The sequence below is a fragment of the Kineococcus sp. R86509 genome (assembly GCF_042466365.1).
Lineage (GTDB): Bacteria > Actinomycetota > Actinomycetes > Actinomycetales > Kineococcaceae > Kineococcus.
The window spans coordinates 253,291-279,529 of record NZ_JAXHCE010000001.1 but is presented as its reverse complement, the minus strand read 5'-3'; the positions used below and the strand labels follow the sequence as shown (position 1 = coordinate 279,529).

29 protein-coding genes are annotated in these 26,239 nt (G+C 73.5%); 19 read left to right on the top strand and 10 right to left on the bottom strand.

Annotated elements, in window-relative coordinates; translation table 11 throughout:
- Nucleotides 1-21: 21 nt before the first annotated feature.
- On the bottom strand, nt 22-828 hold the full coding sequence (locus tag SJY07_RS01365) for a phosphotransferase (RefSeq protein ID WP_380156494.1): 807 nt from the start codon (nt 826-828) through the stop codon (nt 22-24).
- Between the two features lie 96 nt (nt 829-924).
- Between SJY07_RS01365 and SJY07_RS01360 the strand changes: the two genes are divergently transcribed.
- Together SJY07_RS01360 and SJY07_RS01355 are read left to right on the top strand one after the other, a co-directional pair.
- Entirely contained in the window at nt 925-1,431 is a 507-nt protein-coding gene (locus SJY07_RS01360) for a sigma-70 family RNA polymerase sigma factor (protein ID WP_328296031.1), read from the top strand.
- Nucleotides 1,431-2,180: a zf-HC2 domain-containing protein gene (locus SJY07_RS01355; protein WP_380156492.1), complete on the top strand. Its 750-nt coding sequence runs from the start codon at nt 1,431-1,433 to the stop codon at nt 2,178-2,180. Before SJY07_RS01360 ends, SJY07_RS01355 begins: the two co-directional genes overlap by 1 nt.
- Here the strand turns inward: SJY07_RS01355 and SJY07_RS01350 are convergent.
- The gene (locus SJY07_RS01350; RefSeq protein WP_380156490.1) at nt 2,167-3,282 is read right to left on the bottom strand and encodes a lytic murein transglycosylase; all 1,116 of its coding nucleotides are present in this window, start codon (nt 3,280-3,282) and stop codon (nt 2,167-2,169) included. The two genes, SJY07_RS01355 and SJY07_RS01350, sit on opposite strands and share 14 nt — an antisense overlap.
- Nucleotides 3,283-3,520: 238 nt before the next feature.
- Between SJY07_RS01350 and SJY07_RS01345 the strand changes: the two genes are divergently transcribed.
- Both SJY07_RS01345 and SJY07_RS01340 read left to right on the top strand, forming a co-directional pair.
- Nucleotides 3,521-4,630, top strand: a complete 1,110-nt coding sequence (locus SJY07_RS01345; RefSeq protein WP_380156489.1) for an EAL domain-containing protein — start codon at nt 3,521-3,523, stop codon at nt 4,628-4,630.
- Nucleotides 4,627-4,800 carry a DUF1059 domain-containing protein gene (locus SJY07_RS01340; RefSeq protein WP_380156487.1) on the top strand — a complete coding sequence of 58 codons (174 nt, stop codon included), beginning with the start codon at nt 4,627-4,629 and terminating at the stop codon, nt 4,798-4,800. Before SJY07_RS01345 ends, SJY07_RS01340 begins: the two co-directional genes overlap by 4 nt.
- A 38-nt stretch (nt 4,801-4,838) precedes the next feature.
- On the opposite strand, the gene SJY07_RS01335 is transcribed toward SJY07_RS01340, so the two are convergent.
- A complete protein-coding gene (locus SJY07_RS01335; protein ID WP_328296036.1) occupies nt 4,839-5,306 on the bottom strand; it encodes a PPOX class F420-dependent oxidoreductase in 468 nt (155 codons plus the stop codon).
- Between the two features lie 132 nt (nt 5,307-5,438).
- Between SJY07_RS01335 and SJY07_RS01330 the strand changes: the two genes are divergently transcribed.
- Entirely contained in the window at nt 5,439-6,758 is a 1,320-nt protein-coding gene (locus tag SJY07_RS01330; protein WP_380162088.1) for an amino acid permease, read from the top strand.
- The gene (locus tag SJY07_RS01325; protein WP_380156485.1) at nt 6,755-7,297 is read left to right on the top strand and encodes a hypothetical protein; all 543 of its coding nucleotides are present in this window, start codon (nt 6,755-6,757) and stop codon (nt 7,295-7,297) included. Before SJY07_RS01330 ends, SJY07_RS01325 begins: the two co-directional genes overlap by 4 nt.
- On the opposite strand, the gene SJY07_RS01320 is transcribed toward SJY07_RS01325, so the two are convergent.
- Nucleotides 7,197-7,655, bottom strand: a complete 459-nt coding sequence (locus SJY07_RS01320; RefSeq protein ID WP_380156483.1) for a MarR family winged helix-turn-helix transcriptional regulator — start codon at nt 7,653-7,655, stop codon at nt 7,197-7,199. The genes SJY07_RS01325 and SJY07_RS01320 overlap by 101 nt on opposite strands.
- A gap of 158 nt (nt 7,656-7,813) precedes the next feature.
- Between SJY07_RS01320 and SJY07_RS01315 the strand changes: the two genes are divergently transcribed.
- Together SJY07_RS01315 and SJY07_RS01310 are read left to right on the top strand one after the other, a co-directional pair.
- Nucleotides 7,814-8,230: a VOC family protein gene (locus SJY07_RS01315; protein ID WP_380162086.1), complete on the top strand. Its 417-nt coding sequence runs from the start codon at nt 7,814-7,816 to the stop codon at nt 8,228-8,230.
- A 70-nt stretch (nt 8,231-8,300) separates the two neighbouring features.
- Nucleotides 8,301-8,978 carry a response regulator transcription factor gene (locus tag SJY07_RS01310; RefSeq protein ID WP_328296041.1) on the top strand — a complete coding sequence of 226 codons (678 nt, stop codon included), beginning with the start codon at nt 8,301-8,303 and terminating at the stop codon, nt 8,976-8,978.
- On the opposite strand, the gene SJY07_RS01305 is transcribed toward SJY07_RS01310, so the two are convergent.
- Nucleotides 8,951-10,357: a sensor histidine kinase gene (locus SJY07_RS01305; RefSeq protein ID WP_380156480.1), complete on the bottom strand. Its 1,407-nt coding sequence runs from the start codon at nt 10,355-10,357 to the stop codon at nt 8,951-8,953. The two genes, SJY07_RS01310 and SJY07_RS01305, sit on opposite strands and share 28 nt — an antisense overlap.
- A 56-nt stretch (nt 10,358-10,413) precedes the next feature.
- On the opposite strand from SJY07_RS01305, the gene SJY07_RS01300 reads away from it, so the two are divergent.
- From SJY07_RS01300 to SJY07_RS01290, 3 genes are read left to right on the top strand one after another with little or no spacing between them, the layout of a single operon-like run.
- Nucleotides 10,414-11,550 carry an ATP-binding protein gene (locus SJY07_RS01300; protein WP_380156478.1) on the top strand — a complete coding sequence of 379 codons (1,137 nt, stop codon included), beginning with the start codon at nt 10,414-10,416 and terminating at the stop codon, nt 11,548-11,550.
- Nucleotides 11,551-11,553: 3 nt separating this feature from the next.
- Nucleotides 11,554-13,731, top strand: coding sequence for a VWA-like domain-containing protein (locus SJY07_RS01295; RefSeq protein WP_380156476.1), 2,178 nt, complete (start codon nt 11,554-11,556; stop codon nt 13,729-13,731).
- A 51-nt stretch (nt 13,732-13,782) separates the two neighbouring features.
- Nucleotides 13,783-13,956, top strand: a complete 174-nt coding sequence (locus SJY07_RS01290; RefSeq protein ID WP_380156474.1) for a hypothetical protein — start codon at nt 13,783-13,785, stop codon at nt 13,954-13,956.
- A gap of 97 nt (nt 13,957-14,053) precedes the next feature.
- On the opposite strand, the gene SJY07_RS01285 is transcribed toward SJY07_RS01290, so the two are convergent.
- Nucleotides 14,054-14,671: a hypothetical protein gene (locus SJY07_RS01285; RefSeq protein WP_380156472.1), complete on the bottom strand. Its 618-nt coding sequence runs from the start codon at nt 14,669-14,671 to the stop codon at nt 14,054-14,056.
- Nucleotides 14,672-14,723: 52 nt separating this feature from the next.
- On the opposite strand from SJY07_RS01285, the gene SJY07_RS01280 reads away from it, so the two are divergent.
- The 4 genes from SJY07_RS01280 to SJY07_RS01265 all read left to right on the top strand — a co-directional run bounded on the left by SJY07_RS01280 (nt 14,724) and on the right by SJY07_RS01265 (nt 19,482).
- Complete coding sequence (locus SJY07_RS01280) at nt 14,724-15,281, top strand: hypothetical protein (RefSeq protein WP_380156471.1); 558 nt, start codon at nt 14,724-14,726, stop codon at nt 15,279-15,281.
- Between the two features lie 22 nt (nt 15,282-15,303).
- Nucleotides 15,304-16,617: a hypothetical protein gene (locus tag SJY07_RS01275; protein ID WP_380156469.1), complete on the top strand. Its 1,314-nt coding sequence runs from the start codon at nt 15,304-15,306 to the stop codon at nt 16,615-16,617.
- A gap of 75 nt (nt 16,618-16,692) precedes the next feature.
- Nucleotides 16,693-18,576 carry an ABC transporter ATP-binding protein gene (locus SJY07_RS01270; protein ID WP_380156467.1) on the top strand — a complete coding sequence of 628 codons (1,884 nt, stop codon included), beginning with the start codon at nt 16,693-16,695 and terminating at the stop codon, nt 18,574-18,576.
- 78 nt (nt 18,577-18,654) lie between these two features.
- Nucleotides 18,655-19,482, top strand: a complete 828-nt coding sequence (locus tag SJY07_RS01265) for a DUF4190 domain-containing protein (protein WP_380156465.1) — start codon at nt 18,655-18,657, stop codon at nt 19,480-19,482.
- Here SJY07_RS01265 and SJY07_RS01260 read toward each other — a convergent pair.
- The 4 genes from SJY07_RS01260 to SJY07_RS01245 form a co-directional block, all read right to left on the bottom strand.
- Nucleotides 19,448-19,891 (bottom strand): MarR family winged helix-turn-helix transcriptional regulator, encoded by a 444-nt coding sequence (locus tag SJY07_RS01260; protein ID WP_328296053.1) that lies wholly within the window; start codon nt 19,889-19,891, stop codon nt 19,448-19,450. The two genes, SJY07_RS01265 and SJY07_RS01260, sit on opposite strands and share 35 nt — an antisense overlap.
- Nucleotides 19,875-20,978, bottom strand: a complete 1,104-nt coding sequence (locus SJY07_RS01255) for an LLM class flavin-dependent oxidoreductase (protein WP_380162084.1) — start codon at nt 20,976-20,978, stop codon at nt 19,875-19,877. Before SJY07_RS01255 ends, SJY07_RS01260 begins: the two co-directional genes overlap by 17 nt.
- Nucleotides 20,979-21,055: 77 nt before the next feature.
- The gene (locus SJY07_RS01250) at nt 21,056-22,522 is read right to left on the bottom strand and encodes an amino acid permease (RefSeq protein WP_380156463.1); all 1,467 of its coding nucleotides are present in this window, start codon (nt 22,520-22,522) and stop codon (nt 21,056-21,058) included.
- 20 nt (nt 22,523-22,542) lie between these two features.
- Nucleotides 22,543-22,764, bottom strand: a complete 222-nt coding sequence (locus SJY07_RS01245) for a DUF5703 family protein (RefSeq protein ID WP_328296056.1) — start codon at nt 22,762-22,764, stop codon at nt 22,543-22,545.
- Nucleotides 22,765-22,836: 72 nt separating this feature from the next.
- Between SJY07_RS01245 and SJY07_RS01240 the strand changes: the two genes are divergently transcribed.
- The 4 genes from SJY07_RS01240 (at nt 22,837) to SJY07_RS01225 (ending at nt 26,237) form a co-directional block, all read left to right on the top strand.
- On the top strand, nt 22,837-23,151 hold the full coding sequence (locus SJY07_RS01240) for a primosomal protein (protein WP_328296057.1): 315 nt from the start codon (nt 22,837-22,839) through the stop codon (nt 23,149-23,151).
- A 130-nt stretch (nt 23,152-23,281) separates the two neighbouring features.
- Nucleotides 23,282-24,124, top strand: a complete 843-nt coding sequence (locus SJY07_RS01235) for an undecaprenyl-diphosphate phosphatase (RefSeq protein ID WP_380162082.1) — start codon at nt 23,282-23,284, stop codon at nt 24,122-24,124.
- Between the two features lie 116 nt (nt 24,125-24,240).
- A complete protein-coding gene (locus SJY07_RS01230) occupies nt 24,241-25,572 on the top strand; it encodes a glycosyltransferase family 4 protein (protein ID WP_380156460.1) in 1,332 nt (443 codons plus the stop codon).
- Entirely contained in the window at nt 25,563-26,237 is a 675-nt protein-coding gene (locus SJY07_RS01225) for a hypothetical protein (RefSeq protein ID WP_328296059.1), read from the top strand. The genes SJY07_RS01230 and SJY07_RS01225 overlap by 10 nt, the downstream gene beginning before the upstream one ends.
- Nucleotides 26,238-26,239: the final 2 nt, after the last annotated feature.

The window sequence follows — 26,239 nt, the reverse complement described above, 5'->3', positions numbered from 1 at the left end:
GTACCCGCACCCCGGGGCCCTTCACGGACCCACGTCCCACAACGCCTGGTAGTAGTCGCTGCGCACCGGGTCCGGGTCCACCCCGTAGGCCGCCAGGAACGTCGCGTCCCACCCCGGCCCGTAGTTCCAGCCCAGGCTCATCGTCGCCACCGCCAGGTCCGCCCACCGGTCCGCCACCCCCAGTCCACCCAGGTCCACGTGCGCCACCGCCTCCCCGGAGTCCTCGGCCAGCAACGTGTTCGGCGCGCACGCGTCGCCGTGGCAGACCACGAGGCGGTCCACCGGCGGCGGATGCTGCAACCCGCTGACGTCTCCCACCGCGCGCGCCAGCCGGTGGGGGACACCCCAGTCGAAGGGGCACTGCGCCACCGGCAGGGCCTCGTGGAGTCGACGCAGACCCCGCCCCAGCGAGACCACCGCCACCTCCGGGCGCGCCCGCCAGTCCGGGTCGACCGCCGTGCGCCCCGGCAGCCCCCGCGTCACCAGCCACTCCCCGTCCGCGCACGAACCGTGCTCCAGCACCTCCGGCACCGCCAGCCACCGGATCGCCCACCGCGCCCGCTGCGCCTCCGCCGCCAGGTGCCCGCCCATCTGCGCGGGTGCCCACTTGCAGAACACCGCCGACCCCTGCAGCGGGAAGGTGATGCCGCCCGCCGCGTTCACCCACACCGCCGGCAGTTCCCGCGCCCCCGCCGGCGCCCCCCAGCGGCCCACCACCTCCCGCAACGGCTCCGGCACCGGAACCGGCCCGACCGGCACCTGGACCCCGCGCCACGACTCCCGAGACGATTCCTCGCACGACTCCCGAGACGGTTCCCGCTCACCCACACGCCCACCCTAGGAACCCCGTCGAACCGTTTCCGGTGCTGTCTCGTGGTGTCCTCGGAGAGAGCACGGAAGGAGAGCACGAGGAGGAGAGCAGCGATGACCGATGCCGACGAGGAGCTCGTGCGGGCCCTGCACGACGAGCACGCCGGCGCCCTGTGGGGTTACGTCGTCTCCCTCACCGGCGACCGCGTCAGCGCCCACGACGTCGTCCAGGAGACCCTCCTGCGCGCCTGGCGGCACCCCGAGTCCCTCGACCCCGAACGCGGCTCCACCCGCGCCTGGCTCTTCACCGTCGCCCGCCGTCTCGTCATCGACGACTGGCGCTCGGCCCGCAACCGCCGCGAGAGCGTCCACGCCGAGGTCCCCGACCGCGTCGTCGTCGACGAGTCCGAACAGGTCCTCCAGCAGTGGGTCGTCGCCCAGGCCCTCACCCGCCTCTCCGCCGAGCACCGCGCCGTCCTGCGCGAGTGCTACTTCCAGGGCCGCTCCGTCGCCGAGGCCTCCCGCGCCCTCGGCATCCCCGAGGGAACCGTGAAGTCACGCACCCACTACGCCCTGATGAACCTCAGACTGGCCCTGCAGGAGATGGGGGTGAGCCGCTGATGACCGGCCACCCCGCCTACGACGACGACGACTTCACCACCACCGCGGGTCCCTACGTCATCGGCGCCCTCTCCCCGGGCGAGCGCGCCGGGTTCGAGGCCCACCTGCGCACCTGCCCCGACTGCCGGCGCGCCGTCGAGGAACTCGCCGGACTCCCCGGACTGCTCTCCCGCACCCCCCGCGAGGTCGTCGACGCCCTCGGCGAGGACGACCCCGTCGCCGCCCTGCGCGAGCGCGGCCACGGCGAGGAAGCCGTCCCCGACACCGTCCTGCCCGCGCTGCTGCGCGCCGTGCGCCGGCACCGCACCACCCGCCGGGCGGCGCTCGCGGGCGGACTCGCCGCGGCCGCGGCCCTCGTCTCCGCGCTCGTCTGGCGCGACGGCGACGAGGCCGGCCCGTCCACCCCCGTCGCGGGGGCTGCCCCCAGCGCCACCCGTGGCGACGTGCAGCAGATGGACCCGTTGCTGCCCGTGCCGATCACCGCCACCGTCCAGCTCACCGAGGTCGGCTGGGGCACCCGGGTCGACCTGGTGTGCGCCTACGCCCAGGCCGCGGCCGAGGACCCCTTCCCCTACGCGCTGGTCATCGCCGACGCCGCGGGCACCACCCAGCAGGTCGGGACCTGGACCGCCGTCCCGGGCCGCGACGCCAGGCTGAGCGGCGCGACGTCGTGGACGCGGGCCCAGATCGCCCGGGTCGAGGTGCAGACGCTCAGCGGGACGGCCGTGCTGCGGCTCACGGAGACGTGAGGGAGGCGCTCCCGGTGAGCTCGTCGGCGATCCGCTGGACCATGGCGACGTACCAGTCGGCGTGGTTGTAGCGAAACAACGCGCCGGCCTCACCGTCGCGTCCCTGCCCACCGCCGTTGGCGCACAGGTACTTCGCGGCGCTGAACACCGCGTCGGCGGGGTCCTGGACGTCGATGCTCCCGTCGTCGTCACCGTCCACGCCGTAGCTGGCGAAGGTGGCGGGCATGAACTGCATGGGGCCCTGCGCACCGGCGGAACTCGGGCCGACGTTCACCCCGTGACCGCTCTCCACCTGACCCACCGCCGCCAGCAGTTCCGGGCGCATCCCCGCGCAGGTCGCCGCCGCGTGGCGGTAGAGGTCGTCGTAGTCGGCCGGGACGGTGCGCGCGTGCACCCCCTCGGCCGAGCTGGTGGCGGCGGCGTTCAGCGCCGCCGCGCGGGCCTGGGCGGCGGCCAGTGCGGCGGCCGCGTCCTCGGCGGCCTGCAGGGAGGCGGCCTCCGCGGTCAGGGCCTCCAGCCGCTGCTGCGCGCCGGTGAGGGCGTCGGTCATCGCGCTCACCTGCGCGGCGACGTCGCGCAGACCGGCGACCGCTGCGACGGCACCCCCGTCGGCCTGCTGGGCGTCCTCGCGGGCGGAGGCGGCCCGTGTCCGCGCCGCCGCGTCGACCGCGTCGTCGACGCGGCGGGCCGCGCTCAGGCCGGCCAGCGCCACCGTCGGGTCCGCCCCGTGGGTGAGCGACGTCAACAGCGCGAGCCCGCGACCGGCCCCGCCCACGACCCCGCCGTCGATGTAGATGGAGCGCACCCGCTGGGCGGTGCGAGTGCGGGCCGAGGCGGCGGCGCGCTCCTCGTGGTCGGCCTGCACCTGAGCCCCGATGCTCGAGCTCACCGCGCTCGCGACGTCGCTCCGCTGCCGGACGAGGGCCTCCTGGGCCGCGGTGACCCGCTCGCCGGCCCGCTGGACGGCCTGGGCGGCCGCAGCGGCCTCCTGACGCGCCTGCGCCGCCGTGCCGGGGTCGGCCAGGGCGGGGGCGGCGCCGGCGAGTCCACCGGCGCCGAGGCCGAGGACCAGCACCAGCGCGGGGAGCGATCGACGGTTCACCCGGAGGTGATCGACGGCCCCCGGGTGGTTCTTGAGACACGGACTTCATGAGCAACGTGTAGTCGAGCGGTCACCGCTATATGCTCCCTCGACGCTGCGACGGATCTGCACCATTCCCTCACGGAGAGGATTCGTTCACAGCGCGATGGGGTATCTGCCACCGAGAGTGATGGTCCAGGGAGGCGGCGCAATGGGTGGCGTGACGCACCGCGCGCGGTGGAACCGGAGACTCGACGCCGTGTGCGGGGACCCGAGCCTGTTCCGGCTGGTCCTGCACCCCGTCGTCGACGTCGCCGCGGGCCGCATCGCCGGCTACGAGGTGCTCAGCCGGTTCCCCTCCACCATCCCCACCGAGGACTGGTTCGTCGCGGCGCGCACCCTCGGTCGCGACGCCGACCTCGACAAGGTCGTCCTGCGCGGCGCGCTGCGCCTGCTGGACCGCCTCCCGCACGGGGCCTTCCTCACCGTCAACGCCAGCCCGACCTCCCTCTCCGACCCCGAGGTGATGTCGATCCTGCGCGCGCAGGACCTCACCGGCGTCGTGCTGGAACTCACCGAGCACGCGGCCTGCGACCCCCGCGACCTCGTCGAGCCGCTCGCGGTGCTGCGGGCCCGGGGGGCCATCGTCGCCCTGGACGACGTCGGGACCGGGCACTCGGGGCTGCTGCGGATGGCCGTGGTGCGCCCGGAGATCCTCAAGATCGACCTGCAACTGGTCCGGGGCCTCGAGGGAGACCTCGTGAAGCGGTCGCTGGTGCAGTTCCTCGGCGAGTGCGCCGGCCGCCTCGACGCCTGGATCATCGCCGAGGGCGTGGAGACCGTCGCCGAGCTCGACGTGCTGCGGGGGATGGGCGTCCCCCTGGTCCAGGGGTTCCTGCTGGCCCGCCCGGGCGACGACTTCGCCGGTCTGGGGACGGAGGCGATGCGGATGCTGCACCGCCCCGAACGCCCCGCTCTCGACCCCGTCCGCCGCAGCGGTGACCTCGCCCGGCGCACCAAGACCTCCCGCAGCGTCTCCGCCGCGGTGCGGGTCGCCGTCGAGGACTGCGCCCCCGTCGTCGTCGTCGACGTCGAGGACGTGCCCCGGGTCATCGTCCTGCCCGGTCACCGCCCGGGGGAGCGGCCCCGCGTCGAACCCGTGGACATCCGCCTCGCGCCGGAGACGCCGGTGTCCGAGGCCGCGGGACGGGCCCTGGCCCGGGGCGCCGGGGTCCGCTTCGACCCACTGGTCTGCACGGACTCCACCGGCCGCTACGTCGGGGTCGTCGGCGTCGAGGACGTGGTCCTCGACCTCGCCGCCGACCCGGCGGCCGGCTACCGGCGCCAGCCGTGGAGGATGGGCGCGTGAAGGCCTTCCGCTGCGGTGACGTCGTTCCGGGGTGCAACCGCGAGTTCCTCGGGGTCGACCGCGCCGACATCCTGGCCCAGGTCGCCGCGCACGCCCGTGAGGACCACCACGTCGACGTGGACGACGTCCTGGTGCGCGCCGTCGAGGCGAACCTGCGCGACGAGGGCTGAGCCCCGGCCCCCGCGACTCAGCCGCTCAGCCGCGCCGCTCACTCCGCCAGGCGCGCCGGGAAACCACCCGTCGCGATCGGGCCCCACCGCCGGATCGTCATCCGCAGCAGCGACTTCCCCTGATCGCGCATGGCCTGGCGGTACTCCTCCCAGTCGGGGTGCTCGCCGGAGATGCAGCGGAAGTAGTCCACCAGCGGCTCGATCGCGTCCTCACCGTCGAGGACCTCGAACTCGCCGTCCAGCTGGACCCAGGCGTCGCCGAAGTCGTCGGAGAGGACCAGCGCCGAACCCCGCGGGTCGCGGCGGGCGTTGCCGGCCTTCGCGCGGTCGGGGTAGGTGGAGACGACCAGGCGTCCCTGCTCGTCGATCCCCGCGGTCACCGGCGACATCTGCGGTGAACCGTCGGATCGGGTGGTGGTGAGGACCACGTGGTGGCGGGTGCGGACGAAGTCCAGCAGTTCGGGCAGTTCGACACGACGGGACGTGGCGATGGTTCGCGGACTCATGGGTCGGGACGCTACCGTGAGCCGCCGTTTCGCACAGCCGAGGAGCAGCTCCGCACTCGAGAGGTCGACACCGTGACAACCACGCAGGAACAACCCGGTCTGGGTACCGGGCTCAAACCCCGTCACATCACGATGATCTCCATCGCCGGAGTCATCGGGGCGGGCCTCTTCGTCGGGTCCAAGTCGGCCATCGCCGAAGCGGGCCCGGGGGTGCTCCTCTCCTACGCCCTCGCCGGGACGCTCGTCGTGCTGGTGATGCGCATGCTCGGGGAGATGGCCACCGCCAACCCCGACACCGGGTCCTTCTCCACCTACGCCGACCGGGCGATGGGACGCTGGGCCGGGTTCAGCGTCGGCTGGCTGTACTGGTGGTTCTGGGTGCTCGTCATCCCCGTCGAGGCGACCGCGGCCGCGAACATCCTCAGCGACTGGATCGGTGCCCCGCAATGGGTCTGGGCGTTGCTGGTGACGCTCGCCCTCACCGCCTCCAACCTGGCCAGCGTCGGCAACTACGGCGAGTTCGAGTTCTGGTTCGCCGGGGTGAAGGTCGTCGCGATCGTCGGGTTCATCGTCGTCGGCCTGCTGGCCATCTTCGGGGTGCTGCCCGGCACCGACGTCAGCGGGACACCCGGGTTCTCCCTCACCGGGGACGCGGGCGGTTTCCTGCCCAAGGGCTTCTCCGCCGTCCTCGCCGGGATGCTCTTGACGATGTTCAGCTTCATGGGCACCGAGATCGTCACCATCGCCGCCGCGGAATCCCCCGACCCGCAGAAGGGGGTCCGGCGCGCGGTGAACTCCGTGATCGGGCGGATCGGGTTGTTCTACCTGGGCTCCATCTTCATCGTCGTCGCCCTGGTCCCGTGGAACTCCAGCCAGCTCGAGGAGGGCGGCTCCTTCCAGACCACCCTGGAGACCATCGGCATCCCCGGCGCCGGCGCCATCATGGACGTCGTCATCCTCACCGCCGTCGCCAGCTGCCTCAACTCCGCCCTCTACACCGCCTCCCGGATGGTCTTCTCCCTCTCCCGGCGTGGGGACGCACCCGGGTGGTTGTCGCACGTCTCCCGCCGCGGCGTGCCCTACCCGGCGATCCTCATCTCCACCGTCGTGGGTTTCGTCGCCGTCATCGGCAACTACGTCCTGCCGGACAAGATCTTCAACTACCTCCTCGCCACCAGCGGTGCCCTCGCCCTGGTCATCTACGCCTTCATCGCGCTGAGCCAGGTCGTCGTGCGCCGTCGCCTCGACGCCGCGGGGGAGCGCCCCGTGGTGCGGATGTGGCTCTTCCCCTGGCTGACCTACGCCACCATCGCCTTCATCGCCGTCGTCCTGATCCTCATGGTCGTGCTCCCCGGGCAGCGGGTGCAGCTCGGCCTCTCGCTGGTGCTGACCGCGGGGGTCGTCGCCGTCGGGGTGCGCCACCAGCGCAAGGCCGCCCCGGTCCGGGAGTGAACGCGGCGGGCGGGACAGGTCGGGAGCTGGACACCACCGGCCTCCAGCCGCTCTACCTGCTGCGCCCGCCGCTCCTGGCCTGGCGGGTCCTGGCCGGGGTGCTGGGCGCCCTCACCGGGTCCACCGTGTTCCGCCTGCTCGACGACCCCCGCGACCCCGGGGTCCAGGGGGTCGCGATCGCCCTCCTCGCCGTGGTGGCGGCCGTGCTGGTGCTGCGCAGGCGCTTCCCCGCCGCGGTCCTCGTCGCGGCGGAAGGTGTCCGCCTGCGCACCGGGTGGCGCTTCGGCCCGCTCGTCCCGTGGTCGCAGGTCGCCGACGTCCGCCCCGCCGGGCGGTGGGACGAGGAACCCTCGATCCGCCTGCCCCAGGGCGGACACCTGCGTCGCCGATCGCTCGCGGGGATGCCCGACGAGGACGTGCAGCGCCTCGCCGCGGCCTTCAGGAGTTCTGTCCGGGTTCCGTCAGGGACCGGACCATGCTCCGCAGGGCGCGCGACGCCGCCGCCTGTTCCGCCCCGGTCATCCCACCCAGCATCCTGACCTCCACCGCGCGCACGGCGGCGCTCGCCGTCGCCAACCGCTGCCGTCCCAGGGGGGTGAGCCGCGTGGGGAGGGCCTTGCCGACCGGGGCCTGCGTCGCCCGGCTCACCGAGCCGTCGCGTTCCAGCGCGTGGAGCAGGACGTTCATCGACTGCCGGGTCACGAACGTGCCGCGGGCGAGATCGGAGTTGGACAGGTCCGGACGCTGGGCCAGCAGCTCCAGGCAGGAGTAGTGCGTCACCGTCATGCCGAGCGGTCGCAGCACCGCCTCCAGGGCCGTGCGCAGGGCGCTGGCGGCCTCCTTCAGCAGGTAGCCCAGGGACGTGTCCAGGTCGATGCCGACGTCACCCTCATCCATGTCAGCATCCTGACACACGGGGGTTCTGCCGGGCCCGGGCCGCCTCGCGGTCGACCCCGCCGATGAGTCGCCGATGAGTCGCCGATGAGTCGCCGATGAGTCGCCCCGCCCCACCCGGTCACCACGACACCACCCGCACCCGCGACTGGAGACCCGCCATGACCACCCCCGCGCACCCCGGCCGCACCTTCTTCGTCACCCTGCCCGTCGCCGACGTGGCCCGCAGCCAGGACTTCTTCTCCCGACTGGGCTTCACGTTCGACCCCGACTTCGCCGACGGACACGGCGCCTGCCTGCTCGTCGGCGACCACGCCCGCGTCATGCTCGCCGACCACGCCCGGTTCGCGGAGCTCTCCACGCTCCCCGCGGGTGACCCCACCACCCACGCCCTGGCGCTGTACTGCTTCACCGTCGCCACCCGCGAGGACGTCGACACCGTCGCCGACGCCGCCCTCGCCGCCGGCGGCGTCGAGGCCGACGGGCTCGAGGACTTCGGCTTCATGCTCACCCGCAGCTTCTTCGACCTCGACGGCCACGGCTGGCAGGTGATGTGGACGAAGCCCACGGCCGGGTGAGTCCGCCGCGTCGTCAGTCCTGAACGTCGTGAGCCCGAACGTCGAGGCTCACCGCGGCTACCCTGCAGACGTGCGGGTGCTCCTGGTCGAGGACGAGACCCTCCTCGCCGACACCGTCCGCCGCGGCCTCAGCGCCGAGGGCATCACCGTCGACGTCGCCCACGACGGCACCAGCGGCTACCACCGCGCCGCCACCGCCGGCTACGACGTCCTCGTCCTCGACCTCATGCTCCCCGGCCGCAACGGCTACGAGATCTGCCGCGACCTGCGCACCGCCGGCGTCTGGACCCCCGTCCTGATCCTCACCGCCAAGGACGGCGAGTACGACCAGGTCGACGCCTTCGACCTCGGCGCCGACGACTACCTCACCAAACCCTTCTCCTTCCCCGTCCTGCTCGCCCACCTGCGCGCCCTGCACCGCCGCGGCGCCCCCGAACGCCCCGCCGTCCTCACCGCCGGCGACCTCTCCCTCGACCCCGCCACCCGCCGCGTCGTCCGCGGCACGACCCCCCTCACCCTCACCCCCCGCGAGTTCGCCCTCCTGGAGTTCCTGCTCCGCCACCGCGACCAGGTCGTCGCCAAACCCGACATCCTCCGCGCCGTCTGGGACCCCGACGTCACCACCGACCCCAACGTCGTCGAGGTCTACGTCCGCTACCTCCGCCTCAAGATCGACCTCCCCTTCCAGCGCCACGCCCTGCAGACCGTCCGCGGCGCCGGCTACCGCCTCGCCGCCGACGGCGGCTGAGGACCACCCGCGGGCAGGCGCACCTCCACCACGCACCCCCCACCCCGGCGCTCGCGGACGCTCACGGAACCGCCGTGGGCGGCGGCGGTCTCCGCGACGATCGCCAGGCCCAGACCCGTTCCGCCCGAACCTCGTCCGCGGCTCCCGTCGAGGCGCACGAACCGTTCGAAGACGCGGGCCCGGTCCCCCGCGGGGATGCCGGGCCCGTCGTCGCCCACCCGCAGGACGGCGACGTCGCCCTCCTGCGCCACCTCCAGCTCCACGCGGGAGGTGGCGTGGCGCACGGCGTTGTCGGTGAGGTTGCGCAGGGTGCGGGCCAGGGCGAGCGGATCGCCGAGGACCCGCACGGGCACGATGGTGGCCTGAACCGTGCGGCCGCTGACGCTGCGCAGGCGGGTCGTCTCGACCTCGACCACCTCGTCGAGGTCGACCTCCTGCGGGACGAGCAGGAGGCGGCCCTCGTCGGCGCGGGCCAGGGCGAGGAGGTCGGCGACCAGCGTCTCCAGCCGTCCGCTCTCCGAGGCCACCAGGGTCGTGAACTCCGCCAGGCTGCCCCCGGACCCCGCCCACACCTCCGCGGCGGCGCGCAGGGTGGCGACGGGGCTGCGCAGTTCGTGGCTGGCGTCGGCGACGAAGCGCCGCTGGCCGGCCTGGGCCGCCTCCAGCCGGGCCAGCATCTCGTTCATCGTCACCGCGAGCCGGCTCACCTCGTCCTCGCCCGCGGGGACCGGGACCCGCCCGTCCAGGCCCCGGGCGCTGATGCCCTCGACCCTCGCCCGGATCGCCTCCACCGGACGCAGCGAACGGCCCACGAAGGTCCAGGTCGCGACGCCGATCGCGGCCAGCAGCAGCGGGGACCCGACACCCAGCAGGACCCCCGCCCACCGCAGCACCCGGTCGGCGTCGGCGGTCGACTCGGCGACGATGACGTGGAAGTCGCGGTCCTCCACGTCCGCGCCGAGCACGGTCACGACCCAGCGGTGGTCCTCGCCCAGGGCGGGGAGGCGTACGACCTCGTACTCGAGGCGTGCTGAGGCCGGGCGCAACGCCGTCAGCGCGGGCAGACCCGCGAGACGGGCGCTGCGGGCCACGACGTCGCCGTCGGCGTCGAGGACCTGGATGTGCGACCCGCGGTCGGCCTGCGCGCCGACGGCGGTGTCCAGGGCCTGTCGGGCGGCGGCGTCCGATCCGCTCAGCGCGGCTGCCGTGACCGAGAGCCGCACCAGCCGCGCCTGGACGGACCCGGTCTCCTGCTCGCCGGAGTACAGCGTCGAGCGCAGCAGCACCAGACCCGTGACGGCCCCGGCGAGCACGAGGACCGCGAGCAGCGCCGTCGCCGCCACCGTCGAGCGGACGCGGACCCCTGCGCTTCGCCACACCCGGCCAGTCTCACCCGCCGGGAGGAGGCCCGGGGAGCTCCCACGACAATGGCGGCATGAGCCAGCGCCACACCGACACCTGCAACGCCCTCGGTGTTGCCCTGCTCGCCGACGTGCCCGTCATCCTCTGGGGCCCACCCGGTCAGGGGAAGTCCTCGGTGATCCAGGAGCTGGCGAGCGGGATGGGCGCCCACCTGGAGACCGTCATCGCCTCCATCCGCGAGCCCAGCGACTTCGCGGGTCTGCCCGTCGTCGACCCCGCCACCCGCACGGCCTCGCTCGCCGCGCCGTCGTGGGCGGTGCGCCTGCGCGACGCCGTGCTCGAGGAGGGCCGCACCGGGATCCAGTTCTACGACGAGGTCTCCACCGCCCCGCCCGCCACCCAGGCGGCGCTCCTGCGCCCGATCCTCGAGGGCGTCGTGGGGGACCTGCGCCTGCCCGACGGGGTCCGCACGATCGCCGCGGCGAACCCACCGGACGTCGCCGCCGACGGCTGGGACCTCGCCCCGCCCGTCGCGAACCGGTTCGTGCACCTCACGTGGGAACTCGACGCCGACACCGTCCGCGAGGGGTTCACCACGGGCTGGCCGCGCGTCGCCGTGCCGGCGCTCGAGGAGAACGCGGTGGAGGCCCTGCTCGTGCAGACCCTCGCCGTCGTCGGGGTGTTCCTGGGGTCGAAACCCGAGCTGGTCACCCAGATGCCCCGCACCTCCGAGGAGGCCGGCCGCGCCTTCCCGACACCGCGGTCGTGGGAGATGGCGGCCCGACTGCACGCCTACGCCACCGCGGCGGGGATGAACAGCACCGTGGTCACGATGCTGATGGCCGGGACCGTGGGCATCACCGCCGGCGGGATGTTCCTGAACTACCTGCGTGAACTCGACCTGCCCGACCCCGAGACCCTGCTCGCCGACCCCGACGTCTACGTCGTGGACCGCCGCCGCACCGACCAGACCTACGCGGTCGCGGCGTCGGTGTGGTCGGCGACCGCCGCGCGCAACACCGCGCAACGCTGGGTCAACTGCGGGGTCGTCCTCGCGGTGATCGCCGAGAGCGGCAGCGCCGACATCGCCTTCTCCTACGGCCGGGCCTGGGCCGCGGCCCGCCCCACCGGTGCGCTGCCGAACGAGCGCATCATCAAGGGCCTGGCGCCCATCCTGACCGAGCTGAACCTGCTCACCACGAAAGGCTGAGCCGTGGAGGAGACCCTGCTGCACCAGGCGAACCTGCGCCTGGCCGCCGGCCGCGCCAAGGCCACCGACCTCATGCCCTACCTGGCCGACGCCCTCTACGCGGTGAAGGCGATCCCCAACGGGGACCTCCCGACGCTGGCCATCGACGGTCGCTGGCGCATGTACTACAACCCCGAGTTCGTCCTCACCACCACCGTCGAGGAGGTCGCCGGCGCGTGGCTGCACGAGATCGGCCACCCCCTGCGCGAGCACGGCGAACGCTTCGCCGCCCTGCGCGAACCCCCCGAGCGGGTACCGCTGTGGAACCGGGCCGCCGACAGCGCCATCAACGCCGACCTGCGCCTCGCCGGGGTCCGCCTGCCCGCCGTGAAGGCCTGGTACCCCGAGCGCGTCCCCGGAGCGCGGGAGGGCATGACCGCGGAGGAGGTGTACCGGCTGCTGCTGGCCGGACCGCTCGGCCGCCGCCTCGCCCAGCGTGACCCGGCCCTCGTCCTGCTGCCGGACACGCTGCGGGAGAACGAGATCCCCGCGACACTCCTGTGCCTGACCCGCGACCCGGTGCTGGCGGGGTCCAGCACGGTCGAGGTGCTGGGCGCCGACGGTGAACCCGTCGCCGGCGCGGCCGGACGCTTCGAGGTGCGCGACCCCCGGGGCGGGACCCTCCTCCTGAACCCGCCGCTGCCGGCGGGCCGCTACGAGGTCGTGCTCACCCACGGGACGGAACGGAGCTCGGCCCACCTGACGGTCACCGCACCCAGCCTCACCTTCCGCCCCGACCACCTCACCCGCGCCCGGGAACCCGCGGAGAAGATCGTGGTCGTGGGGGAGGACACCCACTTCGGTCCCTCCTCGCGCGTCCACGTCCTGCGCCCCGACGGCCGCGCCCTGGACGTCGTCTCGGCTCTCACCCCCATCAGCGCGACCCGTCTGACCTTCGAGCTGGGGCCGCTCCCCGACGGCGCCTACCGGATCCGGGTGCGCAGCGGCGACGAGGTCGTCCAGGCCGTCCTCCCTATCGGCCTGCCCCACCTCGACCTGCAACCGTCGAACCTCCCGAGCGGTTTCGTGGTCCCCGTCGAACTCTCCGGACAGGTCGACGACCTCACCCTCGACGACACCACGGCGCTCGCGGTCGTGGACGACCTGGGGACCGAGGTCGACGGCGCCGCGGGTCCCCCGAGGTTGCGGGGCGGTTCCCTCGTGGACGTCTCGGTCGAACGCCCGCTGGAGGACGGGACCTACGTCGTGGTCCTCACCACCGGCGACGCCCGGGCGTCGGCGCCGTTGACGGTGGTTGGGGAGAGTTCCCCGGACGGCGAGGGTTCCTCGGACCCCGAGGACGAACCCGAGCAGGAGCAGCCCTCCGAGGACGGTCCCCAGGCCGGTCCCGGTGAGGGGACCGGCCGGGAGGAGACGACCGACGACTGCGGATCGGGGGCCGGTGGGACCCGGCGACCCTGGGAACAGGACGAGACCGGCACCGACGAGGACGGTCGCGACGACGGCAGCGTCGACGCCGGACGGGGCGAACTCATCCGCCAGCAGACCGCCCGCAACGTCCTCGAGCACGCCCGCAGCCGGGGTTCCGTCCCCGCCGGGTGGGAACGCTGGGCCACCCTCGTCCTCGAACCCCGGGTCGACTGGCGCAAGGAGATGAACAGCATCACCCGCCGGGTCAGCGCCAACGTCGCCGGGATGCGGGACTACACCTACGCCCGACCCTCCCGCCGCGCCGCCTCGGTACCCCACGTCGTGCTGCCCTCGATGCGCCAACCCCGCCCCCCGCGCGTCGCCGAGGTCGTCGACACCTCCGGCTCCATCAGCGACGAGATGCTCTCCCGCGTCCACGCCGAGACCGAAGCCATCGTCAAACGCTCCCGCGGCGAGGGGGTCACCGTCATCGCCTGCGACGCAGCCGCCTCCCGCCCCCGCACCGTCCGGACGATGAGCGACGTCACCATGCTCGGCGGCGGGGGCACCGACATGCGCGTCGGTCTGCAGGTCGCCGCGCAGGTCCGTCCCCGCTTCGACCTCGTCATCACGATGACCGACGGCGACACCCCCTGGCCGGAAGCTCCACCGGCCGAGAACCCCGACGCGCGCTACGTCGCCCTGCTGCTCGACGGGGACCGCACGACCGTCCCGCCGTGGATGCACAAGATCGTCGTCGGGGACGACTGATCGAGCGGAGGTCGCCTGCGGGAGCAACCGGTCGTAGCTCAGAGCTGGCTGATGAGGGCCTCGAGGTCGATCTCGCTCTCACGGGTCATGGCCGCCCTGGGGTACCTCATGGTGGCCTTCGACGCGTGGATCGAGGGCGGCGTGACGCAGCCGCTGGACGCGCTGACCGACGGCGCCTTCGCCGCCCTCGCCCCGAGCGGAGGAGAGCCGCCGCGATCCCGGTGAGGTCTTCGGATCGGCTCCCTGCTCGAGGTCCAGCGCGGGGAGGTCGGCCCGGCGGACGCCTCGTCCCCGCCCTGAAGCTGCCCACCCTCCGGTCACCTCACCGCGAGGCCGACCCCGAGAACGCCACCATCGTCCGCACGACCTCCCACCCGTCCTCTCGCCCCGCCAGCGCCAGCGCCTCCTCCGCCCCGAACCCCGCCTCCTGCACCGCGACCATCCACTCCTCGCTCCACCCCTCCCGCAGACCCACCACCAGCACCCCGACGTCGCCCACGGCCAACGCCAGCTCCACGCTCATCTCCCGCACCGTCCCCGTCACCACCTCCGGCGACACCCCCGGGTGCTGCGCCCGCAACCACGCCCGCACCGCCACCGAGCGGTGGCGACGCACCCACGACCGCAACCACATCTCCGTCACGAACGCGTCGTTGTCCCCGAACTCCTCCGCCGACATCGCCGCCACCCCCGACAACGACCGCAACCGCCCGTAGTCCGGCAACAACGACACGTCCACCTCCGGCGCCACCCGCCGCGAGGGGACACGACGCCCCACCTGACGACGCGGGGCACCCACCACCCCCGCGGTAGGACGCACCGGCGGGCGCACCGCCCACACCAGCACCGTCAACAACGCCGCCGGCGTCGGCCGCGGCCACGCCAGCTCGTCCCAGTGCGCAGGCAACGCCTCCGCACGACCCCCAGGCAACGACTCCACGCCCAGCACCCTGACAGCCACCCCCGACACAGCCCCGACATACCCTCGGGACGTGCCCGCCCGCAGGCGTCACCGCCGCCCCCGACCCGGGCCACCCCCACCACGGTTCGTCCTCGACGCCACCGACCTCCTCGCCCCACCCCCCGGCCGCCCCGACCCCGACTGGGGCCTGCCCCGCGTCCTGTGGAACGGCAAGGACCAACCCCCCTTCGACTGGCCCGCGGCGCTCGCCGACCTGCACCGCCACCTCCTGCTGCCCGACCTCGCCCGCGACACCGGCCACCACGTCGAGGTCACCGCCCTCGGCACCCGCGTCGTCGCCACCCACCTCGACGGTCGGCCCCTCCAGCGCGGCGAACCCACCAGCGTCCTGCGCGCCCACCACGTCCTCGCCGGCCACCGCCGCACCCTGGACCCCGCCCACGTCCTCGCCTACGCCCGCCTGCACGCCGACCTCGCTCCCCACCTGCCGGGGATGGACCTCACCCTCGTCCTCGCCGCCGCCCACGCCGGCCTCAGCGCCGCCGAGATCGTCGCGGCCCACCGCGACGGGACCCTGACCCTCGAGAAGGTCGAGCTCCTCGCCGCGCTCCTCCCCGGCTGGGCGTGACCCAGCGACTACCGTGCCGCGCGTGCCACCCCGCCTCGTCGTCCCCACCGACGACCTCTTCGCCTGGACGCTGAGCGGGCGGGACGCACTCCTCACCCACCCCGACGACGACCCCCGCACCGCCGTCTCCCCCGAGCGCTACGCCCTCCACCACCTCCTGGCCCGGGGCCGTCACGTCATGGCCTTCGGTCCCACCGTCGTCGCCGACCTCCTCGGCGTCCTGCCCACTGACCTGCCCACTGACCTGCCCGCCGACCTCGAGGACCACCCCGACCTGCACCGCCACGTCGAGGACCGCTGGGAGGCCACCGCGGAGCACCGGGCCTCCCTGGGCCCGAGACCCGTCCCGGACGACGAGTGCGACCGGCGTGCCGTGCACACCGTCCTCGACGTCGTCCCCCTGCCCGTGCTGGCGCACCTGCTGCACTGGGCGCGCGAGGACTGGCCGGCCCGCCGCACCGGCTGGCCCACCCACCTCACCTGGCCGGGCGGGGACACCCGCGGCCGCTTCGCGGACCGTCCCCACCTCCTCCGCGTCCTCACCCCCACCACGAGCCTCAGCACGGCCCAGCGCGCGAACGTCCACGCCTGCCAGGACGCCGGGCTGGAGGTCGTCCTGCTCCGGGTGAACTCCCTCGGCGACCTGCCCGACCCCGGCCCGCAGGCGCTCGGACTGCCGACCACCCCGCCGCAGGGGTGCGCGGCGTGCCGGCCCGCCCTCGACGTCGAACCGCCGCACGACCTGCTCCCGGGCGAGTGGCCGTTGCCGCGCTTCCTCAGCCCCAGAGTCCCCGAGCAACGTCACGACCACCACCTGCGGGCCCACCTCGAGCGCACCCGCCCGGCCCACACCGTCAGCGCGGAGGTCGCCGCCCTCCCGTTCGACGTCCTCACCGCGGAGGCGCTGACCCTCCTCGTGCACCCGGGCGCCTGGCGCACCTCTCGCGACCACGGCCGCCGCCACCTCGCCCCCGCGCAACGACGCCACCGCGACCTCGTGGAAGACCCGCACCTCGCCCACGAGGCGCAGCACCGGGCCGACGCCTTCCGCGACGCCCTCACCAGCCGGCGTGACGGGGGGAGCCTGCGCGAGGCCGCCGTCGCGGCCGGCTGGTTCCTCGCCCTGCAGGGTTTCGACGTCCTCGCCGTCCGCGACGCCGCCCGCGAGGTCGAGCGCGTCCTCCGCGACGACACGGCCGGGCCCACCGCGTCAGCACTGCGGTCGCTGCGGTTGCTGTCCCTGGGCTTCACCGGTGCGGAACTGCTCGAGATGCACGCCACGGGGAACTACCCCGACGAGGTCACCCTGGACTTCCTCGGCGTGCTCCGCGGCTGACGTCGCAGTCGATCGGCGCGGTCGTCGCCGGTACCGGGTGGAGCTGCAGCGCGCTGCACCCCCTAGCGTCGAGCCATGAGCATGGAGAACGTCGCCAGGACCTCGATGTGGCGGGCCATGGCCGCTCCCGACCAGAAACCCTTCCGCCCCGGCACCGTCCGTCGCGTCCTCGCGATGGCCCGCGAACGTTCCCGCCGCCTCACCCTCTTCGTCAGCGGCAGCGTCGTGCTGGCCGTGCTCGCCGTCGCCACCCCCGTCCTCGCGGGCCGGGCCATCGACGCCGTGGGAGCCGGCGACCGCGGCCGGGTCGTCACCATCGCCCTCCTCATCGCCGCGGTGGCCCTGGCCGAGTCCGGCCTCGGCCTGGTCGTGCGCTGGCTCTCCTCCACCCTGGGCGAGGACCTGATCCTCGACCTGCGCACCCGCGTCTACGACCACGTCCAGCGGATGCCCGTCGCGTTCTTCACCCGCACCCACACCGGTGCCCTGGTCAGCCGCCTCAACAACGACGTCCTCGGCGCGCAACGCGCCTTCAGCGACACCCTCTCCGGCATCGTCAGCAACGTCGTGGCCGTCGTCCTCACCGCCGTCGTCATGATCGGCATCTCCTGGCAGATCACGCTCATCGCCCTGGTCCTGCTGCCCATCTTCGTCCTCCCCGCCCGGCGCATGGGCCGTCACCTCGCCCAGCTCTCCCGGCAGGCCGCCATCCTCAACGCGGCCATGATCAACCAGACCACCGAACGCTTCTCCGCCCCCGGGGCGACCCTCGTCAAGCTCTTCGGCCGACCCGACGAGGAGTCCCGCTCCTTCGCCGGCGCGGCCCGCTCCGTCCGCGACATCGGGGTCAAGAGCTCCATCCGCCAGGCCGTCTTCGTCACCGCCCTCACCACCGTCTCCGCACTGGCGCTCGCGGTCGTCTACGGGGTCGGCGGGCTCGCGGCGATCGCGGGCACCCTGAACGCCGGCAACATCGTCGCGCTGGCCCTGCTGCTGACCAGGCTCTACGCGCCGCTGACGGCGCTGGCCAGCGCGCGGATCGACGTCATGAGCGCGCTGGTCAGCTTCGACCGGGTGTTCGAGGTCCTCGACCTCGTGCCCCTGGTGCAGGAGAAGCCGACGGCGACCACGGTGCCCGCCGGTCCGGCGGGGGTGGAGTTCGAGAACGTCCGCTTCGCCTACCCCGCCGCCTCGGAGGTGTCGCTGGCGTCGCTGGAGGAGGTCGCGACCCTGGACACCCGGGGCGGGGTGGAGGTCATCCACGACGTGTCGTTCCGGGTCGAGCCGGGTCAGGTCGTGGCCATCGTGGGGTCCTCCGGCGCGGGCAAGTCGACGCTGGCCCAGCTCCTCGCGCGCCTCTACGACGTCGACCACGGCACCGTGCGGGTGGGGGGTCGCGACGTCCGCGACCTGACGTTCGCCTCGGTGCGCGAGACCGTGGGGGTCGTGACCCAGGACGGGCACCTGTTCCACGAGTCGCTGCGCTCGAACCTGCGCCTCGCCGCTCCGGGGGCGAGCGACCAGGAGTTGTTCGAGGCGCTGGGCCGGGCCCGGCTGGGGGAGCTGGTGGCCGCGCTCCCGGACGGTCTGGACACGGTCGTGGGGGAGCGGGGGTACCGCTTCTCCGGCGGGGAGCGGCAACGGCTCACGATCGCGCGGTTGCTGCTGGCCCAGCCCCGGGTCGTGGTGCTCGACGAGGCGACGGCGTCGCTGGACACCACCTCCGAGGTCGCCGTCCAGGCCGCGTTGGACGAGGCGCTGGAGGGCCGGACGGCGATCGTCATCGCCCACCGGCTCTCCACCGTGCGCAACGCCGACCTGATCCTGGTGCTCGAGGCCGGGCGGGTGGTGGAGCGGGGAACCCACCACGAGCTGCTGGCGCGCGGGGGTCGCTACGCCGAGCTGCACCGCCACAGCTCCTTCGCCCCGGCGCCGCCGCAAGGGGGCCCCGTCGACTGATCCGACCGACTGATCCGACCGGGCGAGACGGACGCACGCCCGGCCACCGGGCGAGGTCCGCGGTGCTCCACTGGAGGGATGTCCTCGCCGTACCCCGCGCCCCCGCCGTACCCCTCGTACCCCTCGTACCCCTCGTACCCCTCGTACCCCTCGTACCCCTCGTACCCGCAGCAGCAGCCGTCCGCCCTGGCGGTCGTGTCCCTGGTCGCGGGGATCCTCTCGGTGGTCCTGGCGCCGGTGATCGGCCTGCTGGCCCTGGGCCTGGGCGTGGCGGGGATCGTGACGGGCGCGATCACGCTGACGAAGCGCACGCCGGGGCGTGGTCTGGCGATCGCGGGGCTCGTCACCGGCGGGGTGGGGGCCCTGGTCGGTGTCGTCGTCACGGTCGTGCTGTTCGTGGTCTACGGCTCGTTCCTGCTGCTGGGGATCAGCGGCGCCTTCGACCAGGAGTGGGCGGAGGGGGAGTACGACCCGGCGCCGCAGCCCTACGGCGACTCCGCCGGGACGTCGGTGGGGGAGTTCGGCTACGGGGAGTCCGCGGTCCTCGACCAGTACGTCGTCAGCGTGGACTCCGTCCACACCGAGGGCGACGTGCTCTACGCCGACCTCAGCGCGCAGTACACGGGACCCGACACCGGCAGCGCGTACTACGACCTGTACGGCTACCTCGACTCCGCCGACGGCGAGGAGTTCTCGGCGACGGACTGCGGTGAGGCGGTGAGCCCCGACGCCTACGACCTCCCGGACCTCGCACCGGGTGAGACGGTGACGTTCCAGGTGTGCTTCGCGGGCGTCGAGGACCCGGCCGGGGCCGCCGTCGAGGTCGTCGACGGCGAGGGGCTGGGCTCCTACGGCAGCTGGAGCGACGCGCTCACGCCGGGAGGACCTTCGCACACAGGTGTGTGAGTTCCGCGAGTTCGTCGCGGTCGAGGACGGACAGCTCCCGGGCGATGCTCGCCGCGTGCCGCCCGCCCACCTCGCGCCGCAGCGCGGCGCCGTCAGCGGTGAGCGCGACGACGACGCCGCGCCCGTCGGTGGGGTCGGCCTCGCGGGTCAGCAACCCCTGCCGGGCGAGGCGGTCCACCAGCCGGCTCAGCGAGGGTTGCGGGAGGTAGACGTCCTCGCTGAGCTCGCCGAGGCGGCACCGGCTCTGCGGGGAGCGGGAGAGCGTGTAGAGCACGTCGTACTCGCGCACGCTCAACCCACCCCACACGTCCTGCTCGGCGAACCGGCGCAGCAACGTCGACTGGACCCGGAACAACGCCTCCCAGGCCTCGACGGCCGCGCCGGTCCGGCCCTCAGACGACGGCGGCACCGGCGGCCTCCGCGTCGCGCGCCGCGACCCGCGCGGCGTGCGAGGGCGGGTCGCTGGGGACACCGGCGGGGCGCCGCGCCTCGAACTCCTTGCGCAGCACGGGGACGACGTGCTCCCCGAGCAGGTCGAGCTGCTCGAGCACCGTCTTCAGCGGCAGCCCCGCGTGGTCCATGAGGAACATCTGGCGCTGGTAGTCGCCGAAGAACTCCTGGAAGGTCAGCGTCTTCTCGATCACCTGCTGGGGGGAGCCGACGGTCAGCGGGGTCTGCGCGCTGAACTCCTCCAGCGACGGCCCGTGCCCGTAGACGGGGGCGTTGTCGAAGTAGGGGCGGAACTCGCGCACCGCGTCCTGGGAGTTGGCCCGCATGAACACCTGGCCGCCGAGGCCGACGATCGCCTGCTCGGGGGTGCCGTGGCCGTAGTGGGCGTAGCGCTCCCGGTAGAGGTCGATGAGGCGGATGTAGTGCTCCTTGGGCCAGAAGATGTTGTTGGCGAAGTACCCGTCGCCGAAGTAGGCGGCGATCTCCGCGATCTGCGGGGTCCGGATCGATCCGTGCCAGACGAAGGGCGCGATCCCGTCCAGGGGGCGGGGGGTGGAGGTGAAGCCCTGCAGCGGGGTGCGGAACTCCCCCTCCCAGTCGACGACGTCCTCGTCCCAGAGCCGGCGCAGCAGCTGGTAGTTCTCCACCGTGAGCTCGACGCCGCGGCGGGGGTCCTGCCCGAACCAGGGGTAGATGCGCCCGTCGTTGCCCCGGCCCAGGACGAGGTCGACGCGGCCGTCGCTGAGGTGCTGCAGCATCGCGTAGTCCTCGGCCATGCGCACCGGGTCGTTGGTGGTGATGTGCGCGATGGACGTCGAGACGGTCAGCCGGGTGGTGCGGGCGGCGATCCACCCCAGCAGGGTGGTCATGGCGGACGGCACGAACGGGGGGTTGTGGTGCTCGCCGACGGCGAAGACGTCCAGGCCCACCTGCTCGGCGTGCTCGGCCATGGTCACCAGCGCCTTGATGCGCTCGTGCTCGGTCGGCTCGCGACCGGTGGTGGGGTCGGGCGTGATGTCGCCGACGCTGAAGATCCCGAACTGCATGACCCGCTCCTCCTGGAAGTCCATGCGTTTGCATGTACTTGGTTGAAGGCTACATCACTCGCGGTTGTTCCCGGGCGTCAGGCCCGGGCGAGCCGGGAGTGGCGGTACCCGTAGGCGGCGTAGACGAGCAGCCCCAGCACCATCCAGATCCCCAGCCGGACCCAGCTGATCCCGGGCAGGAAGCCCATCAGCACCACCGCGGCCACCGCCGAGACCACCGGCAGGACGGGCACCCCCGGCATCCGGAACGCCCGCGGCAGGTCGGGGCGGGTGCGGCGCAGCACGATCACCCCGATCGAGACGAGCACGAAGGCGAACAGGGTGCCGATGTTGACCATCTCGGCCAGGTCGGAGATGGGCGTCAGCGCCGCGACGACCGCGACGACGACCCCGGTCACGACGGTGGTGCGCACCGGGACGCCCCGGCGTGGCGACACCTGCGAGAACCACGCCGGGATGAGCCGGTCGCGCGCCATCGCGAAGAGCACCCGGTTCTGCCCCAGCATGAGGATCATCATGACCGTCAGCAGCCCCGCGACCGTGCCGACGCTGATGAGCGTCGCGACGAGGTCGGCCCCGACGTCGCGGAAGGCGTTCGCCAACGGCGCCTCCACGCTGATCCGGTCGTAGCGGACCATCCCCGTGATGACCAGGGACACCAGCACGTAGAGCACGGTGCAGATCGCCAGCGACCCGAAGATGCCCCGGGGCACGTCGCGCTGGGGGTTCTTCGTCTCCTCCGCCGCGGTCGCGACGATGTCGAACCCGATGAAGGCGAAGAAGACCAGGGCCGAGGCGGTGAACACCCCGCCGATCCCGAACGTGCCCAGGGGCACCCCCAGGTCCGCCCAGAGCGAGGGGGCCACCGGCGCGGCCGAGGCACCCGCGGACCCCGTCGGCGGCACGAACGGCGACCAGTTCGAGGTCTTCACGAAGAACAACCCGGCCACGATCACGACCGCGACGACGGCGAGCTTGACGCACACGACGACGGCGTTGAAGCGGGCCGACGTCTTCGAGCCCACGCAGAGCACCGCCGTCAGCGCCAGGATCACGGCGGCCGCGATGAGGTTCGGCTGCGTCGGGCCGGGGGAGTCGGAGTACAGCCAGCCCGGCACGTCCAGACCGAGGGTCTGGTCCAGGAGGTCGGCGGCGTAGCCGGACCAGCCGACGGCGACGGTCGCCGCGCCGAGCGCCAGCTCGAGCACGAGGTCCCAGCCGATGATCCACGCCACCACCTCACCGAGGCTGGCGTAGGAGAACGTGTACGCCGACCCGGCCACCGGGACGGTCGAGGCGAACTCCGCATAGCACAACGCCGCCAGCGCGCAGACGATGCCGGAGACCACGAAGGAGAGCGACACCGCCGGCCCGGCGCGCGTCCCGGCCGCCTCCCCGGTCAGCACGAAGATGCCCGTGCCGATGATGACCCCGACCCCGAAGACGGTCAGGTCCCAGGCCCCCAGCGTCTTCTTCAGCCGTTGGCCCGGTTCGTCCGTGCTCGCGATCGCGTCCTCGACGCTCTTCGTCCGGAAGATTCCCACGGCGTCGCAGCGTAGGACGCTCAGGCCGTCCTGGCGACGCGGATGATCTTGCGACGCAGCCAGACCTTGCGGCTGCCGCCCATGTAGAGGCGCACCCGGGCCAGCTCCCAGTGCCCGTACTCGGCGTGCTCGGTGAGCAGTCGCCGCGCGTCGGAACGGGTGGTCTCGCGGGACAGGGTGAGGACGCGGTACTCGTACTGCTCCGCCGCGGAGGTGCCGGAACGCCCGGTGTGATCAGACATCCCCACCATGATGCACCCGACGCGGTGCACCCGACGCGCTACCCGGGGGCGGATCTCCGATACGGTCACGGCATGACGGACGACCCGCGCGCGGCCCTCGCACGACTCGTGGCCACGCTCGAGGACCACCTCGCAGCCTCGGCCAACCGACGCGGGGAGACCGACCCTGCCGTCGCCGACGCCTACCAACGGGTCGCCGACGCCTTCGAGGCCTACGAGGAGGCGCTCTACGACGCCTACGACGAGGTCACCCCGTTCGTCCTCTACGACGACGTCGAGGACGACCGCGAGGACGACGACGACGAGGATGACGACCCCGAGGACGACGAGGACTCCGACGACGAGTCCGACGACGAGGACTCCGAGGACACCCCCACCCCCTTGTGAGGGTTCGGTGCCCTGCGCGTGAGCGCGCACGGGAGCGAGGCGGGGGAGCCGCTAGCGTTCCCGTCGTGCTCACCGCCGTCCCGACCACCGCCCCCACCCACCGACCCGGCGGGGGTGCCCGCGCGTGAGCATGGGCATCGTCGAGGGCGCCTTCCTCGGTCTCGTGCAGGGACTCACCGAGTTCCTGCCCATCTCCTCCAGCGCCCACCTCGCCATCGTCGGGACCCTCATCGGGGCCGACGACCCCGGCGCGGCGTTCACCGCCATCTGCCAGCTCGGCACCGAGGCCGCGGTCATCGGCTACTTCCGCAAGGACATCGCCCGCATCATCAGCCGCTGGGTGCAGTCCCTGCTCGGCCGCGTCCCGCGCACCGACCCCGACGCCCGGATGGGCTGGCTGGTCATCCTCGGCACCGTCCCCATCGGGGTGCTCGGCCTGCTCTTCCAGGACTCCATCGAGACCGTCCTGCGCGGGTTCGTCGTCATCGCCACCACGCTGTGGCTCTTCGCCCTCGTCCTCGGCGCGGCGGACCGCTTCGGGGCCAAGGAACGGACCCTGGACCAGCTCACCTGGAAGCACGGCGTGCTGTTCGGCCTCGCCCAGGCCCTCGCGCTGATCCCCGGGGTCTCCCGCTCCGGCGGCACGATCTCCATGGGGCTGCTGCTCGGCTACACCCGCGAGGCCGCCGCCCGCTACTCCTTCCTGCTCGCGATCCCCGCCGTCGTCCTCTCCGGCTTCTTCCAGCTCTTCAGCGAGGTCCACGACGGGGCCGCGGTGGCCTGGGGCCCGACGATCGCCGCCACGATCGTCGCCTTCGTCGTCGGCTACGTCGTCATCGCCTGGCTCATGCGCTTCATCTCCACCCACAGCTACCGCGCGTTCGTGCTCTACCGCCTCGCCGCCGCCGTGGTGGTGTACGTCCTCGTGCTCACCCACGTGCTCCCGGCCTTCAACGGCACGAACTTCGGATGATTCGTGACACTCCGCGTTCGAAAACCTAGAAACGGGACCTGATCGGCCTACACAACCGCTACGGTGCGTTCACGGAAGTCACGGAACCGCCGGGGGGGCCGACTGTGGAACGCCGCATGGGGACGACACGCCCACGCACAGGACGAACGAGCGACCTGCGCATCGAACGCACGCCCGAACTCGTCCACACCAGCCGCGCCGCCGACGGCCTCGACGTCACCCTCGTCGGGTTGAACTACCTGCCCGAACCCACCGGCATCGCGCCCTACACCACCGGCGTCGCCCGTGGCCTCGCCGCCCGCGGCCACCGCGTCCACGTCGTCACGGGCATGCCTCACTACCCCGCCTGGCGCCGCGACCCCGACTACCCCGGGGTCGTGCGCCGCGAGAACGACGGCGACGTCGACGTCACCCGCGTCTGGCATCCCGTGCCCAGCGCCCCGCTCGGCGCCGGCCGCGTCGGCCTCGAAGCAGGGTTCGCCCTCGCCGCCGGCGCCGCGCTCACCCACCACCGCCTCACCCGCACCCCCACCGACGTCGTCGTCGCCGTCAGCCCCGCCCTGCTCTCCGTCGCCGCCGCCCTCGCCCACGGCCACGCCGCCCACGCCCCCGTCGGCGTCGTCGTCCAGGACGTCTACAGCCGCACCGCCGTGGACACCACCAGCGCCGGAGGAGCCGCCCTGCGCATCGCGGCCCGCCTCGAAGGACGCCTCCTGCGACGCGCCACCGGCGTCGCCCTCGCCCACGAACGCTTCCGACCCGCCGTCACCGCCCTCGGCGTCCCCGCCGACAACCTCACCGTCCTGCCCAACTGGACCCACGTCACCCGCGCCGACGCCGCCGCCGGAACCGCCGTCCGCACCCGCCACGGCTGGGACCCCCGCACCCCCGTCGTCCTGCACGCCGGGAACATGGGCGCCAAGCAGCACCTCGAGAACGTCCTCGACACCGCCCGCCTCGCCCTCGCCGACGGCGACCCCCACCACTTCGTCCTCCTCGGCGACGGCGCCCGCCGCCGCGCCCTGCAGGCCCTCGCCGCCGACCTGCCCAACGTCCAGTTCATCGACCCCGTCCCCGACGCCGACTTCACCGCCCACCTCGCCGCCGCCGACGTCCTGCTCCTCAACGAACTACCCGGCCTGCACGACATGTGCGCACCCAGCAAACTCACCTCCTACTTCGCCGCCGGCCGCCCCGTCCTCGCCGCCACCCACGACGACTCCGCCGCCGCAGCCGAACTCGACAACGCCCGCGCCGGCCTCCGCGTCGACCCCGGCGACCCCGCCGCGGCCCTCGCCGGTCTGCGCCGCCTCGCCGAACGACCCGACCTCGCCGGCCGCTTCGCCGCGGCCGGCCCCGCCTACGCCGCCAGCCGCCTCGGCGCCGGGGCCGCCATCGACGCCTACGACCACTGGATCCGGGATCTCGGGGAGACGCCGTGGAACTGATCGACCACCTCCGCCTCGTCGGCCGCCGCTGGACCTGGATCGTCGCCGGCCTCCTGCTCGGCGCGCTCGCCGCCGGCGGCTGGGCCTACCTCTCGCCCCGCAGCTACGCCTCCAGCACCGAACTGTTCGTGGGCAGCGTCCTCAACGGCCAGAACGACTCCGGTGGCGGCTCCTACTCCGCCTCCCAGTTCGTCCTGGGCCGCATGAGCACCTACGCCCAGCTCGTCGACTCGCCCGACATCGCGACCAGCGTCGACACCCGCGTCGGCCTCGGGCTCAGCGCCGCGCAGTTCGCCGACTCCGTCACCGCCACCGTCCCGCCGGGCACCGTCCTGCTCCGCGTCACCGCCCACGCGGCCACCCCCGAACACGCCCAGGACCTCGCCGGCGCCACCGCCGACGCCCTCGCCACCACCATCGAGACCCTCGAGCAGGACACCTCCGGTGGCAAGCAGATCGTCGACGCCACGGTCACCAGCCCCGCCACCGCGCCCACCACCCCCTCCTCACCGGACGTCCCCACCGGCATCGGGATCGGTCTCGCCGGCGGCCTCGTGCTCGGCGTCCTCGCCGCGACCGCCCGCGACCAGGCCGTCCGCCGCCGCGCGCTCACCCTCGAGGACCGTGACGTCGACGACCCGGAACACCTGCTGGCCCGCAGGTGATC

What these genes read in the sequence shown, in the direction of transcription:
- SJY07_RS01360 (WP_328296031.1), top strand. Translation starts at nt 925, where the DNA reads ATGACCGATGCCGACGAGGAGCTCGTGCGGGCCCTGCACGACGAGCAC.
- SJY07_RS01355 (WP_380156492.1), top strand. Translation starts at nt 1,431, where the DNA reads ATGACCGGCCACCCCGCCTACGACGACGACGACTTCACCACCACCGCG.
- SJY07_RS01335 (WP_328296036.1), bottom strand. Translation starts at nt 5,306, where the DNA reads ATGAGTCCGCGAACCATCGCCACGTCCCGTCGTGTCGAACTGCCCGAA.
- SJY07_RS01330 (WP_380162088.1), top strand. Translation starts at nt 5,439, where the DNA reads ATGATCTCCATCGCCGGAGTCATCGGGGCGGGCCTCTTCGTCGGGTCC.
- SJY07_RS01320 (WP_380156483.1), bottom strand. Translation starts at nt 7,655, where the DNA reads ATGGATGAGGGTGACGTCGGCATCGACCTGGACACGTCCCTGGGCTAC.
- SJY07_RS01315 (WP_380162086.1), top strand. Translation starts at nt 7,814, where the DNA reads ATGACCACCCCCGCGCACCCCGGCCGCACCTTCTTCGTCACCCTGCCC.
- SJY07_RS01300 (WP_380156478.1), top strand. Translation starts at nt 10,414, where the DNA reads ATGAGCCAGCGCCACACCGACACCTGCAACGCCCTCGGTGTTGCCCTG.
- SJY07_RS01290 (WP_380156474.1), top strand. Translation starts at nt 13,783, where the DNA reads ATGAGGGCCTCGAGGTCGATCTCGCTCTCACGGGTCATGGCCGCCCTG.
- SJY07_RS01270 (WP_380156467.1), top strand. Translation starts at nt 16,693, where the DNA reads ATGAGCATGGAGAACGTCGCCAGGACCTCGATGTGGCGGGCCATGGCC.
- SJY07_RS01265 (WP_380156465.1), top strand. Translation starts at nt 18,655, where the DNA reads ATGTCCTCGCCGTACCCCGCGCCCCCGCCGTACCCCTCGTACCCCTCG.
- SJY07_RS01255 (WP_380162084.1), bottom strand. Translation starts at nt 20,978, where the DNA reads ATGCAGTTCGGGATCTTCAGCGTCGGCGACATCACGCCCGACCCCACC.
- SJY07_RS01245 (WP_328296056.1), bottom strand. Translation starts at nt 22,764, where the DNA reads ATGTCTGATCACACCGGGCGTTCCGGCACCTCCGCGGCGGAGCAGTAC.
- SJY07_RS01240 (WP_328296057.1), top strand. Translation starts at nt 22,837, where the DNA reads ATGACGGACGACCCGCGCGCGGCCCTCGCACGACTCGTGGCCACGCTC.
- SJY07_RS01235 (WP_380162082.1), top strand. Translation starts at nt 23,282, where the DNA reads ATGGGCATCGTCGAGGGCGCCTTCCTCGGTCTCGTGCAGGGACTCACC.
- SJY07_RS01230 (WP_380156460.1), top strand. Translation starts at nt 24,241, where the DNA reads ATGGGGACGACACGCCCACGCACAGGACGAACGAGCGACCTGCGCATC.